We start from the raw sequence: 16,537 nt of genomic DNA, 5'->3' as shown, positions 1-16,537 counted from the left end.
CCTGTCCTTGTTTGTGTCTGGTTCCCTTATAATTACGGACGTTCTTACGGCCGGAATCCAACTGCCTCGCGCGACCGGATTCCGGCCGTTTGCTTTTCCTGCCCTTTCTTTTCCCTCCACCATTCTTTCCCTTCTATGAAAAAACTTCTATGGTTTTTCTTGGCGCTGGGGTGGCTACTCGCCCCTCCGGCCCTTGCCCAAACCGCCCGCACCGTAACCGGCGTCGTGACGGCCGCCGATGACCGCTCGCCCTTGCCGGGCGTGAACGTGATTGTAAAAGGCACCACCAATGGTACCTCCACCAACGCCGAAGGCCGCTACTCCCTTGATAACGTAGCGGAGGGTAGCACCTTGGTATTTAGCTTTATTGGCTACACTGCCCAGGAGCGACCAGCTACCAGCGCTACCATTGATGTGGCACTCGCCTCAACGAGTAGCAATTTGAATGAGGTAGTTGTGACGGCCTTTGGCATTGAGAGAGACAAGCGCACACTAGTAACCGGCGCCCAGCAAGTACAAGGCAAAGAATTGATTGACTCACGCCAGCCCAATATCGTGAATGCCTTGCAGGGCAAAATCGCGGGCGTAAACATTACTAGCTCAGGTGGTGGTCCCGGCGAGGGCGCAGCTATCGTAATTCGCGGCGGCACCTCGCTTGATGGCGACAACCAGCCTTTGTTCGTTATCGACGGAGTTATTATGGACAACTCCTCTTTTGTCGAATCGACAGCACCAGGTGGCGGCTCGGCCTTCAATGGTATTCTGGGTCGCTCGGTGGGTTCTACCAACCGTGCTTCCGATATTAACCCCGAGGATATCGAGAGCATGACGGTGCTGAAAGGCCCCGCCGCCGCCGTACTCTACGGCCTGCGCGCCGCCAACGGTGCCGTAATTATCAAGACTAAAAGTGGCAGCGCTGGTCGTACCACGCTCAACTATCGCACGCAATTCTCCGTGGATGAGGTGAACCGTCTGCCTAAACTACAGAATCAATACAAGCAGGGCAGCGCCGGCGTTCTTGATCCGGGCACCCGCCAGTCGTGGGGTCCCCGCTTCGCGCCGGGCGAAGAGATCTTCAACAACCTGGAAGACTTCTACCAGAAAGGCACCTCCTTTCAGAACTACTTAACAATGACCGGCGGCTCGGAAAAAGCCAGCTTCCTGCTATCAGTTCAGCACCTCGACTCGAAAGGCGTCACGCCTCAGAGTGAGTACGACAAAGCCTCAGTGCGCCTAGCAGGCACCGCACAGATTTCGCCAAAGTTTAGCGTTAATGCCTCGGCCAACTACCTGAACTCGGGTGGTGAGCGACCAGTGCAAGGCCCCGGCTTATTTGGTGGCTCGGGGGGCTATCTGATCAGCTTGCTCAACTGGCCCCGCAACGACGATGCCCGCAATTACCTGAACCCTGACGGCAGCCGCCGTCGCCTCACGGGGGCCTCTACCAGCGCCAACGACGCCGACAACCCATACTTCACTGTCAACCGCAACCCCCAAACCGACCGCACCAACCGCTTTATCGGCAACGCGACGCTGAACTTTGCCGCCTATAAGTGGCTAAACCTCAGCTATACCCTAGGCACCGACTTCTACCAGGAGCGCGTGCGCTCGGTACGGGCCGTGGGTACTTCGCTGGTGAATAACCAGAATGGCGGCATTGCTGAAAGCACTAACGCTAACCGTATTCTGAACTCCAACTTCCTGGCTACTTTCAACCACCAGTTCAGCGAAAACTTCAGCGGTACGCTAACGGTAGGCAACACGATAGAGCAAAACCAGAACGAGAGAACGGATGTCATCGGTCTGATTTTCCAGAACCCGGACTTTATCAGCATCAACAACACTGTAAACCGCAACGCCTTGACCAGCAACGTAAAACGGCGGCTGGTGGGCAATTTCGGTCAGTTAAGCCTTGTATTTCTCGACCAGCTATTCCTGGAACTGAGTGGTCGCTACGACATTTCGTCAACCCTACCCCGCCCTGACCAGAACAAGATTTACGGCAAAGGCTTTGGCTACGGCTCCATTGGCGCGGGCTACGAGTTTACTCGTACGCTGGGCCTCGAGCAGAACCCGATTCTGAACTACGGCAAGCTTCGGGGTTCCATCGCCGAAGTGGGTAAAGACACAGGCCCTTACCGCGTTGAGTCGCCCTTGGCGGCCAACACCTATATTGGGGGTGGCTTCCGCAACGGCTTCTTCGGCTCCAATCGTCTGCTTATTCCCGAGCGCACCCGCTCCTATGAGTTAGGCATTGAAATGCGCTTTCTGCAAAACCGCTTGGGTCTCGATGCCAACGTGTACCGCACCCGCACCACCGACCAGCTTATTGCTCCACGCGTAAGCCAGGCCACAGGCTTTATTCTGCAATACATCAATGGCGGCACAGTAGAGAATAAGGGCATTGAAATTTCCTTGAATGGCTCGCCAATCAAGACAGACAACTTTATCTGGGACATCAACGCCAATTTCTACCGCAACGAAAATAGAACGGTAGAGCTACCCAGCGTACTGACGGTAGTAAACCAGTCCGACGCCTTCATCATTGACTTTGCTCAGGGTGGCGCTTACCCTGGCAAACCACTAACGGGCATCGGCGCCAGCGACTGGCAGCGGGACCCAGAGGGACGTGTACTGATCAGCCCCACTACCGGCTATCCTTTGGTTGATGCAAACTTCACTTACCAAGGTGACCGTGCTCCCGACTTTACCACGCAGGTAACCAACACGTTTACATACAAGGGCTTGCAGTTTACCTTCCTGGTTGACTTCCGCAAGGGAGGCAAAGTGGTCAACGGCAACGAGTGGTTTATGGTCCGCACCAGCGGCCTGAGCGAGCGCACCCTCGACCGCTACAAGGAAGTGGTATTCGACGGCGTAATTGCGACGCCTAACACTGATGGCTCGACCACCTATACTCAGAATACCCGCCCCGTAGAACTCACCCAGAACTACTATCAGAACTTGTTGGGCGCTGTCGGTTCGGAATTTATTGAGGATGGCTCCTGGACGCGCCTGCGCTATGCTACGCTGAGCTACAACATTCCCTCGACGGTCTTCGGTCAGTCGTTTATCAAGGGAGTAGAGTTGAGCGTTACGGGCCGCAACCTGCTCCTGTTCACCAACTACAGCGGCGCTGATCCCGAGACTTCGGCGGCGGGTGCTGGTGTGCGCGGTGGCGGCTCCAATGGCTTCGACTTCGGTAGTGTTCCGGGCACGCGCGGCGTGGATATGGGCGTGCGTGTTACTTTCTAAATCTTATTCGGCCATGCCTCCGCTGGGGGGCTTTTTGGCCTTTCCGTCTTTACTTTTATGAAAAAACTCATTCTCCTGCTGGGCCTAGTGCTGGGCGGCGGCATGTTCACTTCCTGCGACGATTTTCTCGACGTGAACACCGATCCGAACAACCCTACTACGGCTACGCCTAACTTCCTGCTCCCCAACATTATTTCCAACGGGGCGCAAACCCAGATGTTCACGGCCCTCCGGACGCCGTTTATCACCCAGTATTTGGTGAGCCGCACGGCAAATAATGCGGTTGATAATTTCTTCTACACCAACGCTCAGAATACCAACTCCTTCAACTACACGTACTTCTACTCGGGGGGCAATATTCCGCCGATGATAGCGGCTGCCGAGGCTGAAGGTTCGGTGTATTACGTGGGCGCGGGCAAAATAATGATGGCGCTCATCCTAAGTCACGCCACCGATATGTTTGGCGACATTCCGTACTCGGAGGCCTTTTTGGGTGCGCAGAACTATACGCCCAAATATGATCCCCAAGAAGAGATTTATGCCAACATCAACAAGCTGTTGGATGAAGGCATTGTGGAGATGAGTAAGCCAGCCACGGCTAATTTCCGTCCCCTCTACGTGACTACCCCCAGTATCAGCGGCGACATTCTGTACCGGGGCGACGTGAGCAAGTGGATTAAGCTCGCTTACTCCCTGAAGGCGCGGCAAAATCATCATCTCACTAAAAAAGCCTCCTACGACCCGAACGCTATTCTGGCGCTGGTCGATCAGGGTTTCAAGGCGACTGCCGACGATGCTCAGCTTCAGTTTCAGGTAGCGGTGGCTCCTTTGGTAAGTACTACCAACATCTTTGGTACAACCCGCAACAACTTCGCGACCTCAACTTTTTCGGCCAATTTTATTAAGTATTTGGATGGTCGCACCTTCGGTGTTGTCGATCCTCGCTACCCTATTATGGCTACAACTACCAGCACCGGCGCTGACCCCGGCGTAGGTGGCGGCCCCCAGCCTAGCACCGTGCAAACCGACTTCTACGCTAGCTGGTATGCTCGTGAGTTGGGCTACTTCGAGTTGATTACTTACCATGAATTGAAGTTTATTGAGGCCGAAGCTGCTTTCCGGGCCAACAACCGTGCTCGGGCTTTCACGGCTTTCCAGGAAGGTATTAGGGCCCACATGCGCAAAATCGGCGTGGGCGGCACCAGTTCCAGCACGCCCGCACTTACTTATCCAACTATCAGCGAAGCTCAGATTACGGCTTATCTAACCAGCTCAGCTGTGCCCCAGAATGCCACCGACCTGACCCTGCGCAGCATTATGGAGCAGAAGTACATTGCTATGTTCCTGAATCCAGAATCGTGGTCTGACCTGCGCCGCTTTGATGTGAATCCATCCATCTACGTGAATTTCCGGGTGCCAACGGGAGTGAATTCCGCCTTGGTGGTTCCGGCTACTCCTACTACCCCTGCCGGCGTGCGCTATCCGCGTCGCCTGCTGCCCGGCGCTACGGAAGTGCTTTACAACCCGAACGAAATCGCCCGCTTGGGAGGCAATAATCCCGATTATGTCGCCCTGCCCGTGTGGTGGGACCAGCCGTAAGGCCGAATTTGCCCCTAGCTCGCTTTTCATTGACTTACTTCTGCCATTCTGCATATGAAGCATATTCTGAAACGTTTCGCTCCCCTCCTGCTGCTGACGCTCGCTGGCCTCACCACCAGTTGCGACGAGGAGCAGGACGAACTTTACACCGAGGTCGGACCCCAGTTTCCGACCGTTCTGACTAATGCCAACTTTACTCCTGATACCAAGTACGCCGTGGGTGAGGTGGTACCGCTAGAGCTGAACTTTGCCGCCCAGACCGACCCAATTCGGGAAATACTGGTGCTGCAAAAAGTAGAGCCCAGCCGCGACTCCGTGGTGGTGCAAACCATTCCTTACCAACCAGCTTATTCCCGCATCAAGCGGGCCGATACACTGGTGGTTCGCTACGTTGTGCCAGAGGCGGCCAACAAAGCACTAATTCGGGTAGATGTGCGTGTGGTTAGCCAAAATGGCCAAGCCAGAACTCGTTCTGCTTCTTTTCGGGTAGCTGAGGCCACGCCGACCATTCGCATCAACAGCGTAGCCAACGTAACGGCACCCACCGCCGGCCCCGTAGCCCCCGGCGACGTGGTGCGTTACAACCTAACGCTGAACGTGAATGGCGTGACGACTGCCACGGCAACCACGCCCGCAGCGAACATTTTATATAAAGACGTCGACAGCCTGATTACTTACGTTCGCGTGGGTACGGCTGCTGAGCGCCGCCTCCTACGGCAGCGCCTACCCGCCGTAGGTACTCAAACTGGCGCGGCCACCACGCTGAATGTAGATGCTACTGTTCCAGCCAACTCAGCTGGTCAGGCGGTTACGTTCCGCTTCGAGGCCAAAGTGCGCACGCCGGCCCGCGCGGCGTCGGTTAGCTCGGCCGTCATTACGCCGGCGACGCCTACCGCACTAGCCGCCGCGCGTAACATCACGCTCACGTACACGGGCACCACCGGCGGCGACTTAGCTGCTCTGGACTTGACTACGTTTACGCCAGTAGCCGCAGCCGGCCCGGCCGCCAGCAAGGATGTAGCAATTACCAGCACGGCCAGCAACGCTGTACGTCTGCAAGCGCTGAACCCGACTACCGGAACGCCTGCCCCTACGCCCACCCGCTTTGTGCGTCTGACTACGGGCGCAGCAGCGGCCTACACCAGTGCCACGCTCAACAGCATCCGACAGGCTTTTCTAACTGCGGTAGCGGCCAATCAGGTCACGACGCTCGATAACGTCGTGGTAGGTGACGTAGTCATAGCCCGGGTGCGCGGCCTCGATCAGTACGCTATCTTTACCGTCATGGGCATTAACCGTACCTCGGCTACCGATGTAGCCGTAACGCTAGGTATGAAGGCGCTGTAGCCTTAAGTTCTTTATCCACAAAAAAGCCCCCCAGGATTTCTGGGGGGCTTTTTTAATGCACGCATGACTCTTTACTAAATCGTAGGGTCGTCAGGCGTGACGGGGTTATTCTCACGCTCAGTGCGGGGGTACGGGTAGAAGTTGCGGTTGCGCTCTGAGCCAGCAGCGCCCGGGCCGGGTCGGTTGAAGCGCCGGCTGTCCTCGAGCCGGAAGCCTTGGAAGGCCAGCTCTACCAAGCGATTGCGAAGAATATCCAATAGCACAGCCTCTTGCGTGAGCGGACCATTGTAAGGCGCCAGTCCTGCCCCGGGAGGCGCCGTAGGTAGGGCTGTAGTACCACCCGTGGTAGTGGCGGCCGCCGTACTGGTCCGCACCTTATTCAGCTCCAGTACCGCGTTGGTCAGGTCATTTTTGCGGGCGTAAGCTTCGGCCCGAATTAGCAGCATCTCGCCGGGCACATATACCGGAATAGGCGCCGCGCTGGCGCTATAAAAGCCTGTGCCCCGGTTTTGCGTAGCGGTGGGGTTGGCGCGGGTATAGAACGGGATGCGCCGGTCGCCAGCCTCAGGAGTCAGGGCCCCGGTCAGGCCCAGATTCACGTTGGTTGGCTCAAATACGTTGCGATTACCAAAGGCAACTTCAAAGATTGGATTACGGGCTAGCTCATCGAAGGTGAACACGGAGCGGCTTGCCAGATCCACCCGACCTGCGGCCGCTATGGCCTTATCATAGTCGCCGGCCATTAGGCTATAGCGGGCAATGAGGGCTTGCACGGTATTAGGCAAGTTGATCCCCGGAATAATTTTGCTATTGAAATCAGCCGATACTGCCGCCGTATTCAGCTGGGCGGCGGCCGCTTCCAACTGCTCTACGGCCGACTGCAATGCCTGCACGCGGCTCACGAAAGGCGCGTTGGCTTGCGTCACAATGGGCACCTGCTCAAAGTATTGCGCCAAAGTACCAATGGCCAGGGCCCGAAAGATGCTGGCATAGGCAATGATGCCGCTACGGGTGCCCGGATCGGCCGCGTTGTTAGCATTAGCCAGCACGAGGTCGGCGTTGGCCCGCACTAGCTGCGACTGAGTCCAGAGGTTGCGCACTACGCCGTTGAGGTTAATCACGTTGCCGGCCCCGAGGCTGATGTTAAATTCTTCGATGTTACCAACGTTCAGGATTGCTAGCTCACGGGTACTTAGGCCACCAGCCGCTACGGTATTATAGAGCGGACTTAGCGCCCCGCCCGTCGTGAAGCGTGCCTGCAAGCCGTTGCACACCGTAATCAAGCCGTCGGCGTTCGTTAGCACCTGCACGTCGCTGGCGGTGCTGGGGTTCAGATATTCTTTGTCGCAGCTGCTTGTCGCCATCGACAGCACAGCCAGCAGGATCATTATCTTTTTCATGGAATGACGAGTTTGAAGGAGGGACCTTATTAGAACGTGGCCGACAACCGGAGTTGATAAGTGCGCGGAATCGGCACGTTTCCAAAGTCTACTGCCCGGAACAAATCGGAAGCACCGCCCGCACTGGTTTCGGGGTCAAAGCCCTTGTAGTCATCCCACGAGTACAGATTTCGGCCAATGAGCGATATATTCAGGTCGCTGATAAACTTGCTAATGGGAGGCAGGGTGTACGTCAGGGCCGTCTCGCGGAGCTTGACAAATGAGCCATTGTCGATGCGGAATTCCTGCGTATTGTACACGGCGAAGATGTAGCCACGCGGCAGCTCACCCCGTAGCTCCTGCTCGGCCAATTCGCCCAGACCCACGCCCTGGCGGGTCCGATAGTCAGCATTGAACACGTCCACGCCCTGCACAGCATCGAGTAGCACCCGCAAGGAAAGTTTCTTGTAGGTGAAGCTAGTGCTGAAAGAGCCTGTCCAGTCCGGATTTGGGTTACCGATGACGACGTTGGCAATGCTGGTACCTGGTGCGTAGCTGGGCTGCCCCTCCGCGGTGCGGGCCGGCACAAAGTCAATTGAGCCGACAGCTTGGCCCGTAGTGCGCTCATCCTGGGGAAAACCTTGCGGAGTCAGCAACAAAGAGCCATCGGGGTTGCGAGCATAAGCCGAGCCGTAAAACACGCCCGCTGGCTGCCCATTAATCAGATAAACCGGCGCGCCCGCCACATTATCGACAAGTATGGCCGACGAACCCACCAGATCCACGATCCTATTGCGGTTGCGGCTGAAGATGGCCGTAAAATCCCAGCTAAAGTCAGCAGTCCGCACCGGTACGGCATTCAACTGTACTTCTACACCCTTGTTGCTAAGTCGGGCTATGTTCTGAATGATTGAGGATCCGCCCCGCGACGGCGCCAGTGGTCGGTCTACCACCAGATCGGTGGTTTTTTGATTGTACACACTTACACCCAGGCCAATCCGGTCGTTGAAGAAACCTAAATCAGCTCCAGCTTCCAGTTCGGTCACGCGCTCCGGTCTTAATCGTCTGTCTGCTAGTCGCGCGCTGGGGACGAAGGTGTTGCGTCCCTGAAAAGCAGTGGGTATAAACTGATAAAAGCGGTCATAGGAGCCTGTACCACCCAAATTACCAGCATCACCGTAGCTGGCGCGCAGCTTCAGTGAATTGAATGTCTTGGCAAATGCCGCATTCTTCCATAAGTCTAAGTCTGATAATACCAGCGAAGTGCTCACCTTGGGATAGTACTGATTGGTTTCAGAGGGGGAGAACTTCGATGAAAGGTCGCGGCGGATAGCGCCCGTCAGGAAAGCCAGATTCCGGAAGCCAAAGGTCGCTTGCCCATAAATACCCATTAAATTAAACTGGTCCAGTTCGGCATTGGATGCAATGGTGTTGCTAGCCGCCCCACTTACCGTTGTGATAAAGGGCGCCAGGTTTTGCCCCTGCGTGCGCACTAATTGCATACGAGAGTATTGATAGCCGTAGCCAGCCAGTATCGTCACCTTAAAGTCTTCGGTCAGCTGCCGATCATAGCCCAGGTTCAGATCAGAATTGAGTAGCAGCACGTTATTGTTAGCATTGGCCGCGAAACCAGCTGGATAGCGCTGGAGCGGCAAACCAGCAACGGCTTGGTATGGGTAAGGACGGATATAGTTTTCGCCCACCTGCGAGTATGTATCTACCCCCAGAATATAGTCTGCTGAAAACCCTTTAAATGGGGTCAGATTTACTTGTAAGTCGGTAATGGTACGGTTGATACGCTGTGTGAACTTCATGTCCTCAATCGTAGACAAAGGGTTAACGCGAGTGGGCTCGACGGCAAGCAGATTGCCATTGGGGTCGCGTTGGTTGATGTCGTAGATGTTATTAGTGATGTTAATAGAATTGATAGGGCTATAAAACACGTTACCGTTTGCTTTTTCGTTGGCAAAGCTGTTGTTATAAGCTACTCCCGCTGAAGCTTTAATCCAGGGAGCTAGACGCTGATCGACGCGGGCTCGCACATTGTAGCGCGTAAAATCGGTGCCTTTGATGATACCTTGATTTTTGAGGTAACCTATCGATACAAGATATTGTGTTCCCTCAGTCCCACCAGAAATAGATGCACCATTGTCGGTGCCGTAGCCCGTCTGAAAGATTTCGTCGAAGTAATTGTAACGCGGCGTGGGTACTAAATTGGTAGCCAATTGGGTGGTTGCACCAGCCCGGTTAATACCAATGGTTGTGACGCCGGGATTGGCGGCGAGCTGGGCAGCGGTGGGGGCGCCGATGGTGTACAGGCGTAGGCCCTCAAACCCAAACTGTTGGCCGAAAGTATTCACCGGCACGGATTTGCGCAGCTCGTTAATACTAAAGCTAGCGTATGCCGATACCCGGGCCGCGCCCGTCTTACCGCGCTTAGTCGTGATGAGCACAACTCCATTGGAAGCCCTCGAGCCATATATAGCCGCGGCGGCAGCTCCATTGATGACGTTGATACTAGCGATGTCGTTGGGGTTGAGGTCGGCTAATCGGTTCTGTCCAGCATTGGCCGTCCCAATGTCAGGGCTGGCGGCTAGCTGCGACACGTTCGTGCTGCTGTTACTCACAATAACGCCGTCGATTACGTAAAGCGGATCGGAAGAGCCACGCAACGAGTGAATACCCCGCAGTCGCACCGACATAGAGCCCGAAGGGTCGCCGGAGTTCTGTACGATTTGCGCGCCGGGTAGCTTACCCTGCAAGGCCGTGAGTGTCCCGCCCGTGCCGCTCTGGGTCAGCTGGCTACCCTGAATTGTACTAATGGCATTGCCGAGTTCCCGCTTGTTCACGCTTATTGTCGAGCCTATCACTACCACGTCATCCAAAGTTTGCAGGGCTTCGGTGAGGGTGACATTGGTGGTTACGGTCGGGGTGCCGCCTAGGCTGATAGATCGAGACTGGGGTCGGTAACCGATAGTAGAAAACGCGAGGGTGTACGTGCCAGGCGTAACTTGCACTGATAGGCTATAAGAACCATCGGCGTCGGTGGCTGTGCCGAGCGTGGTACCCGTCAGCAAGACGGTGGTACCAGGCAGACCCTGCCCTCGCTCATCTATCACACGGCCCTGCAGAGTGAATGACTCGCGTGTGCCGCCTCCAGGCTGCGCCGCAAGCCGCGTAGTCAAGAGCACGCACATGAGAAGCCAGCCTAATGCCAAGACTAGCCTCAACGGGTAAGTTTTACGCATAAAAGGAGAGATTAAAGTGAAAAAAAGAAGAGTGGGAAGAAGCTCAGCACCATCAATATATGGTATAAATACCAGTTTAAATAAAACTATACTTACCAAAGACGTAGTGACTTGTCTTTAGGCGGCTTGCCGTAGCTAGTTCCTGCTTATAATTTGCGCTCAACTCAATCATTGAGCTGTTTGTTACCACTCAAACGCCCACAAAAAAGCCCCCCAGGATTGCTGAGGGGCTTTTTTGTGGGCTTAGACATGTGAACGGTGCAGACCGCTTACCGTCTGCCAAATACGCGTTCTAATAAGCCGCCACGCTTACGCTTTTTCATTTTCACCTTGGTCTTAGTAACAGTGCTGGGGGCTGGTCGGCTGATGGTGGGCCGGGGCGTGACGGGCGGTGCAGGCCGCGCCGGAGCAGGCGTAGCATCTGGGGGCGTGACGGGTACGGAGGTAGTAGAAGGCGCCGTCCGCGGGGCTTGAGCTACTAATACTGGTGAGCCAGCGGCCGTGGTGGCCCGTATTGGCGAGCTTTCGTTGTGCAGACGGTCGACGGCGGTGACGTAGTAAGCGTACTCTACGCCGGGGCGGGCGGTGGTATCTACTAGCGCGGGCTGGTTGTTGGCGGGCCTTGGCACCAGGGCCACTATCCGGCGTGGGTCGTCGGGGGCGGGCGTTTCGCCGGGGCCGAAGCGGTAAACTACAAAGTAGCGAGCTACATCGCCGTCGGAAGCCGCGGGGCCGGACTGCCAGAACAGCGTTACAGCCGAGCCGGTACGCGTGAGCACCAGGTTTTGGGCTGGGCGGGGCGGCATGGCATCCAGCCAGGGCATAGTAGGCACCAAGGCCGGGTAGCGAAACAAGTCTTGGCGCAGCGAATCGGCGATATGCAGCGGGTTAGCCACCAATGACTTGGAACTAAAAAACACGCTGCCGCCTACCTGTGTGGGATAGGAGCGGTTGAGGCGAATCTGACGGGGCAGTTCGGTGGGGTCGCGCCAGGATGGGTCGCGCTTGCTGGTTTCGAAGATGCGGTAGGCGCCCTGCCCGATATACAAGTGACGGTCGAAGCGGTTGCGCGCCCACCACTCCAGCAGCACCGGGTAGGCCGCTACTTTAAAGGTAGTGCTCCAATAAAGCTGAGGCAGAATATAATCGACCCAGCCCTGCTGCATCCACAAGCGGGCATCGGCATACAGACCGGAGTAGCCTTCGAAAGCGGCGGTGCCGGAGCCTTCGGGGTTGCTGGTCTGGTTCATCCAGACGCCAAAGGGTGAAATACCGAACTTCACCCAGCGCTTCGTGCTTTGAATGTTGGTGTGCAAATCCCGCACGAGTGTATTGACGTTCTGACGACGCCAGTCGGACAGCTTCAGTTGGTCGGGGTTGTATTGCTGGAAAGCTGCTTCGTCGCGAATAACCTGACCGGCTTCAGGATATGGGTAGAAATAATCGTCGAAATGTACCCCATCAATGTCGTAGCGGCGCACCACGTCTAGAATCACCTTATTGATATAGCTGCGCACCTCGGGCAAGCCGGGGTTAAAAAGCAGCTTGCCGGAGTAGCGCAAAAACCACTCGGGGTGCTGCCGATACGGATGGTTGGCGGCCAGCTTGCTCGTCACCGAGTCGAGGGAGGCGCGATAGGGATTGAACCAAGCGTGAAACTCCATGCCACGGGCATGAGCCTCATCAATCAGGAAAGGAAGCGGATCGTAAGCCGGGCTGGGGGCTTTGCCTTGCTGCCCGGTAAGCCACTTGCTCCACGGCTCCAGTTCGCTTTGGTAAAAGGCGTCGGCGGCGGGTCGAATCTGCACAAACACTGCGTTGATGCCATTCTTTTTCTGCGTGTCGAGCATCTGGGTGTACTCGCGGCGCTGCTGCTCGGGCGTGAGCGAGCGACGACTGGGCCAATCGATGTTCTCGACGCTGGCAATCCAGACGCCGCGCATCTCCCGCTTCGGGGGGGCATTTTGGGCGCGAGCGAGCGGACTGCTTAACAATCCAGCCAGCAGTAATATAACAAAGAGAGGACGAAACGCAGCGGTAAGCGAATAGGGCATAGAGTGCAAACGGGTAAGACGCCCGCAAATTACGCAGCTCAGCACTTAGACTCGACACAAAACGCACATTTGCCGGTATTTATCCAACTTCTACCGTCTCCAACTGCTTTCTCCCGAAGCTATTTTAAGCCTGCAAGGCCCCAAATTCTAGGTCCATCAAATCATAATCGGCCCAGCAGCTATGATCAAAATGCCACCACTCGCCGGGGTACTGCTGAAAGCAGTGGCGACTCATCACGGCCCGGAGCACTGCCCGATTGAGCACCGCCAACGTGGGCAGTTGATCGAAATCAGCGTGGGCGGCGGGCGACAGATCGTCGAAGTCGGTAGGCATTAGCAGAGCCTGACCGGTGCTTAGGCTTACCAAAGTCACATCCACGGAGCAACCCCGATTATGGCGGGAGCCGCGCCAAGGCGGAGCCGCGTAGGTTTCGTCGCCCACATGGTCGTAAAAGGCAACTGTGACGCTGTACGGCCGGTATGCATCAAATACCTTCAAGCCAATTCCAACAGCAGCTAGCTCCAGCTGAACAGCGCGCAACGCGGTGGCCACCGGCCGCCGCAGGTAAGCAGCCGGCTGCTGATACAGTGCCCGACCCAGTACATTGGCGGTCGTAGCATACCGAATATCCAGCATGATGCCGGGAATAAAATCCGCAAGGTTTACTAACTCGCTGTCCGGAGTCTTTTGCACCTGACTTCGATAGTCGTCTGGTGTCGTGATTACGCGCAAACCGTGCGCATTAAGAAAGCTGAGCTCGCTGGGGGGCATTTTTTGTTCTCAGTGGCCTGCTTAGGTAGTAAAGGCAGACTTAGTACTCATGCAATATAGCGGCCACTTTATCCCTAGAACTCGGTTTGCCAGATGAGGTCTAGCAGCCGCTCTTAGGGTAAAGTATGAGAGCTTACTCTTATTTCAAACATTAGTTGTTTCTATAACCCAGTTAGAAAAGAAAGTTTTTATCAATTATATAATAAAACTACTATGTTTATCATTAACCAGTTATCCATCAACTGTTTAATTCTTTCAAAAAGGTTACATAAACCGGCAAAACACTACTAACATTTGAGCTCAGAATTGGCTTAAATCGGGTCGGTGGCGGCGATTACGGTTCAACTCATATTGGTACACCGCTTGGCCTAAGTCGCGCATAAATGGGAAGCCAATTGCGTCATACTCGTAGCGGTCGTCGTTGAGAATTCCGTCTGCATTCACATAAATCACGGCCGACAGCAAGAACTCCACACCCCGCTCTGCGTCCATGATGTAGGCATTATCGATCAGGAACCCGTAGGCCTGCCCAATCTTGTTGAAAATGCGCACTCCCGGCGGCAAGGGACCGGCTGGCCCGCCCGCAAGGAGGAACTTGGCGTAGTTATCCGGGTATTCCAGCGAGTCGTAGCGTGGGGCGCTGCTTTCGCGGGGCAGCATGGACATGTAGCGCCGCAGAAACTGATAGTCGTCCTTTGCAAGCTGAAACCGGCGTTTCTTAGGTAGGCTTTCGGGAAACATGATGGCCCTCAGCACTCCGTGCAAATCGGCAAGGGAAATGTAGTTTTTGGTACTGAAATCGAGGGGCTCTTGCACCAGCTTATCACCTTGCATGTAGCCCTGGCCGATCTTCTCCCCTTCCAGGCCTAGCTGCGGCCAAGCGCCCACAAAGGAAGCCGCATGCTCTCGATAAATGGCTATTTGCTGCGCCGAATCGGCAAAAAACGTGATTGGATTGGTGTAGCGCGAGCCTGGCTCCTTATCCCCCACCGACAACCGATGCATGAGCCGCACTTGCCGGTAGCCTCGCGCCTGCAAGGCTGCATTTAGCGGGCCAGGTCTCACAAACTCATACAGCCGATTGTAGGCGTCGTTGTCGCTCACTAGTAGCACCTTTCGGATGTAGTTCGCAATGCTAGGCCGGAGCGTGGTGTTGGTAGAATCCCAGTCGACGCGGGTTTGGCCAGCAAAAGCCGAGTCGATACGCATGGGCGACTCGGGCGTTAGGCCGGGGTGCTTGGCGCGGAGGGCACGCAGCTTTTCGAGGGCTACGGCGGCGGCGGGCAGCTTCACGGTGCTGGCTGGGTAGTAGTAGCGCCGCAGATTTTGCCCCCCATAGGTGTAGGTGCGGAAGTGCGGCCGGTTCTGGGTGTCGCGGTTTATTTGGGTATAGATAATCTGAATGCGGTACTGCTCGGGGTGGCGCAGTAGCCGGCCAAAGCGCGCGGTATCAGCGTGCAACAGGCGGCGCAAAGGGTTGTCCGCCTGCGCTTCAGCTTTGGTAATGCTTAGCATTCCTAATCCGATCAGCAACCCCAAAAAAGCCCCCCACCGCTTGCGCTGGTACCGTTCGTTCGTTTTCATAGCGGGGAAGATACACCGGAGCGCCTTCTTGGGCTAACAGGCGGATTATAGGGGCAAAACAAAGCTGCTAGGGTGCAAATTTGTCTCAGCTTCGACTTCCGATTTCAGCTTTGCCTTAAAACGACAATGGTCCGACGGCTTTGAAGCCATCGGACCACTGCTTGATCACGCCCGCAAGGCGCTTACTTATTTATTTACCAGAGTTTTCGCTTTCGCCACCGGCCTCTGCGGCGCGGCGCATGTCAGCGCCGTCTTCACCTTCCATGCCATTGGTTTGGTCGCTGTCGCCGTAGTCGCCGCGGATACCGGCGCCGTCACCCATGTTGCCCTGGGTGCTGGTAGTATTTGGGTTCTGGCCGCCTTGCGGCTGGGCCTGCTTTTGATCGTGCTTTTGAGCGGCCGATAGAGCCTCGTTAATAGAAGTACCGTCCTGGCCGCTATTGGTAGTGCTCACGCGTCCTGCGCCGCTGTCCTCGGAAGTGCTGTCGGTATTTTGGGGGTGATTTGACATGATAGAATGGTTTGAGTTAAGGGTGGGTAAGTTGAATTAGCTGTTGTTCTCGTCGTCGATGGTACCGCCGTCGTTGGCCGCGCTGGGGGCCGCGTTGCCGGTTCCATAATCCGACTTATCAGACGTGGTATTCTTGGTTTGGTTGGCTTTTTCGTTGTCCTGGCCGCCGCCTTGGTTGCGCTGGTCGGCGCTGGGTTGGTCGCCGCGGTTGCTGCTGCCTTTAGCGCCGCCGGGATTGCTATCCTGATTGCCGCCGCGGTTGCCGCCGTGGTTGCCGTCGTTATCGGTGGTATCAGCGCCGGTCTGCTGCTTTTGGCCTTGCTGCTGTGCTCCTACGCCGTGTTGGTTTTCGGGGCGTGGGGTGTTGGAGCCATCATTAGCTGCCGACTGATTATTTTGGTTATCTGCCATAATCGGGGGTGATAAGGGTGAAGAAGTACGAGAAGAGCGAATTATCCGAGATTTACTTGGCCTACTTCGCTGCCACCGCCCGAGGCGCCGGTACCACTGCTGGTTGTGCTGCCGCCCACGTGACCATCGGCGGCATTGCCAGGCGCATCATACTCTGGGCCGTCGCTCACGTTTTGGCCTTCAATTGCTTTGCCGCCTTCGGTTCCGCCACTACCGGAGTTGTCGTCCGCGTTGAGGCCATACAAAGCTTCGTTGCCGGCTCCTGCTGCCTGGCGGCCTTCGGGCTGGCGCTGGTCTGATTGCGAAACAGTGCCCTGCTGAATGGCGCGGCCATCGGTGGGTTCTTGATCGGGTTGTTTTTGGTCGTTTGCCATAGC

The 16,537-nt window shown here is 56.0% G+C and carries 11 protein-coding genes; 3 read left to right on the top strand and 8 right to left on the bottom strand.

The window, feature by feature from the left end; all coding sequences use genetic code 11:
* Positions 1-135 precede the first annotated feature (135 nt).
* Genes ACW9KT_RS06275 through ACW9KT_RS06265 form a run of 3 tightly spaced genes read left to right on the top strand, consistent with a single transcriptional unit; the run spans position 136 to position 6,201 of the window.
* Entirely contained in the window at positions 136-3,255 is a 3,120-nt protein-coding gene (locus ACW9KT_RS06275) for a SusC/RagA family TonB-linked outer membrane protein (protein WP_457078515.1), read from the top strand.
* Between the two features lie 57 nt (positions 3,256-3,312).
* The gene (locus ACW9KT_RS06270; RefSeq protein WP_457078514.1) at positions 3,313-4,854 is read left to right on the top strand and encodes a SusD/RagB family nutrient-binding outer membrane lipoprotein; all 1,542 of its coding nucleotides are present in this window, start codon (positions 3,313-3,315) and stop codon (positions 4,852-4,854) included.
* A 54-nt stretch (positions 4,855-4,908) separates the two neighbouring features.
* Positions 4,909-6,201 carry a hypothetical protein gene (locus ACW9KT_RS06265; protein WP_457078513.1) on the top strand — a complete coding sequence of 431 codons (1,293 nt, stop codon included), beginning with the start codon at positions 4,909-4,911 and terminating at the stop codon, positions 6,199-6,201.
* A gap of 74 nt (positions 6,202-6,275) precedes the next feature.
* On the opposite strand, the gene ACW9KT_RS06260 is transcribed toward ACW9KT_RS06265, so the two are convergent.
* From ACW9KT_RS06260 to ACW9KT_RS06225, 8 genes are all read right to left on the bottom strand, one after another.
* Positions 6,276-7,601, bottom strand: coding sequence for a RagB/SusD family nutrient uptake outer membrane protein (locus ACW9KT_RS06260; RefSeq protein WP_457078512.1), 1,326 nt, complete (start codon positions 7,599-7,601; stop codon positions 6,276-6,278).
* A 29-nt stretch (positions 7,602-7,630) separates the two neighbouring features.
* The gene (locus ACW9KT_RS06255) at positions 7,631-10,828 is read right to left on the bottom strand and encodes a SusC/RagA family TonB-linked outer membrane protein (protein ID WP_457078511.1); all 3,198 of its coding nucleotides are present in this window, start codon (positions 10,826-10,828) and stop codon (positions 7,631-7,633) included.
* A gap of 269 nt (positions 10,829-11,097) precedes the next feature.
* A complete protein-coding gene (locus ACW9KT_RS06250; protein ID WP_457078510.1) occupies positions 11,098-12,882 on the bottom strand; it encodes a glycoside hydrolase family 10 protein in 1,785 nt (594 codons plus the stop codon).
* Positions 12,883-13,006: 124 nt separating this feature from the next.
* A complete protein-coding gene (locus tag ACW9KT_RS06245) occupies positions 13,007-13,654 on the bottom strand; it encodes a M15 family metallopeptidase (protein WP_457078509.1) in 648 nt (215 codons plus the stop codon).
* 300 nt (positions 13,655-13,954) lie between these two features.
* Positions 13,955-15,238 carry a serine hydrolase gene (locus tag ACW9KT_RS06240; RefSeq protein WP_457078508.1) on the bottom strand — a complete coding sequence of 428 codons (1,284 nt, stop codon included), beginning with the start codon at positions 15,236-15,238 and terminating at the stop codon, positions 13,955-13,957.
* Between the two features lie 190 nt (positions 15,239-15,428).
* On the bottom strand, positions 15,429-15,749 hold the full coding sequence (locus ACW9KT_RS06235; protein ID WP_457078507.1) for a hypothetical protein: 321 nt from the start codon (positions 15,747-15,749) through the stop codon (positions 15,429-15,431).
* Between the two features lie 36 nt (positions 15,750-15,785).
* Positions 15,786-16,160 (bottom strand): hypothetical protein, encoded by a 375-nt coding sequence (locus ACW9KT_RS06230; RefSeq protein WP_457078506.1) that lies wholly within the window; start codon positions 16,158-16,160, stop codon positions 15,786-15,788.
* A 41-nt stretch (positions 16,161-16,201) separates the two neighbouring features.
* Entirely contained in the window at positions 16,202-16,534 is a 333-nt protein-coding gene (locus ACW9KT_RS06225; RefSeq protein ID WP_457078505.1) for a hypothetical protein, read from the bottom strand.
* Positions 16,535-16,537 lie beyond the last annotated feature (3 nt).

It is taken from the genome of Hymenobacter sp. HD11105, assembly GCF_054051685.1.
This window is presented reverse-complemented; position numbering and strand designations above follow the sequence as displayed.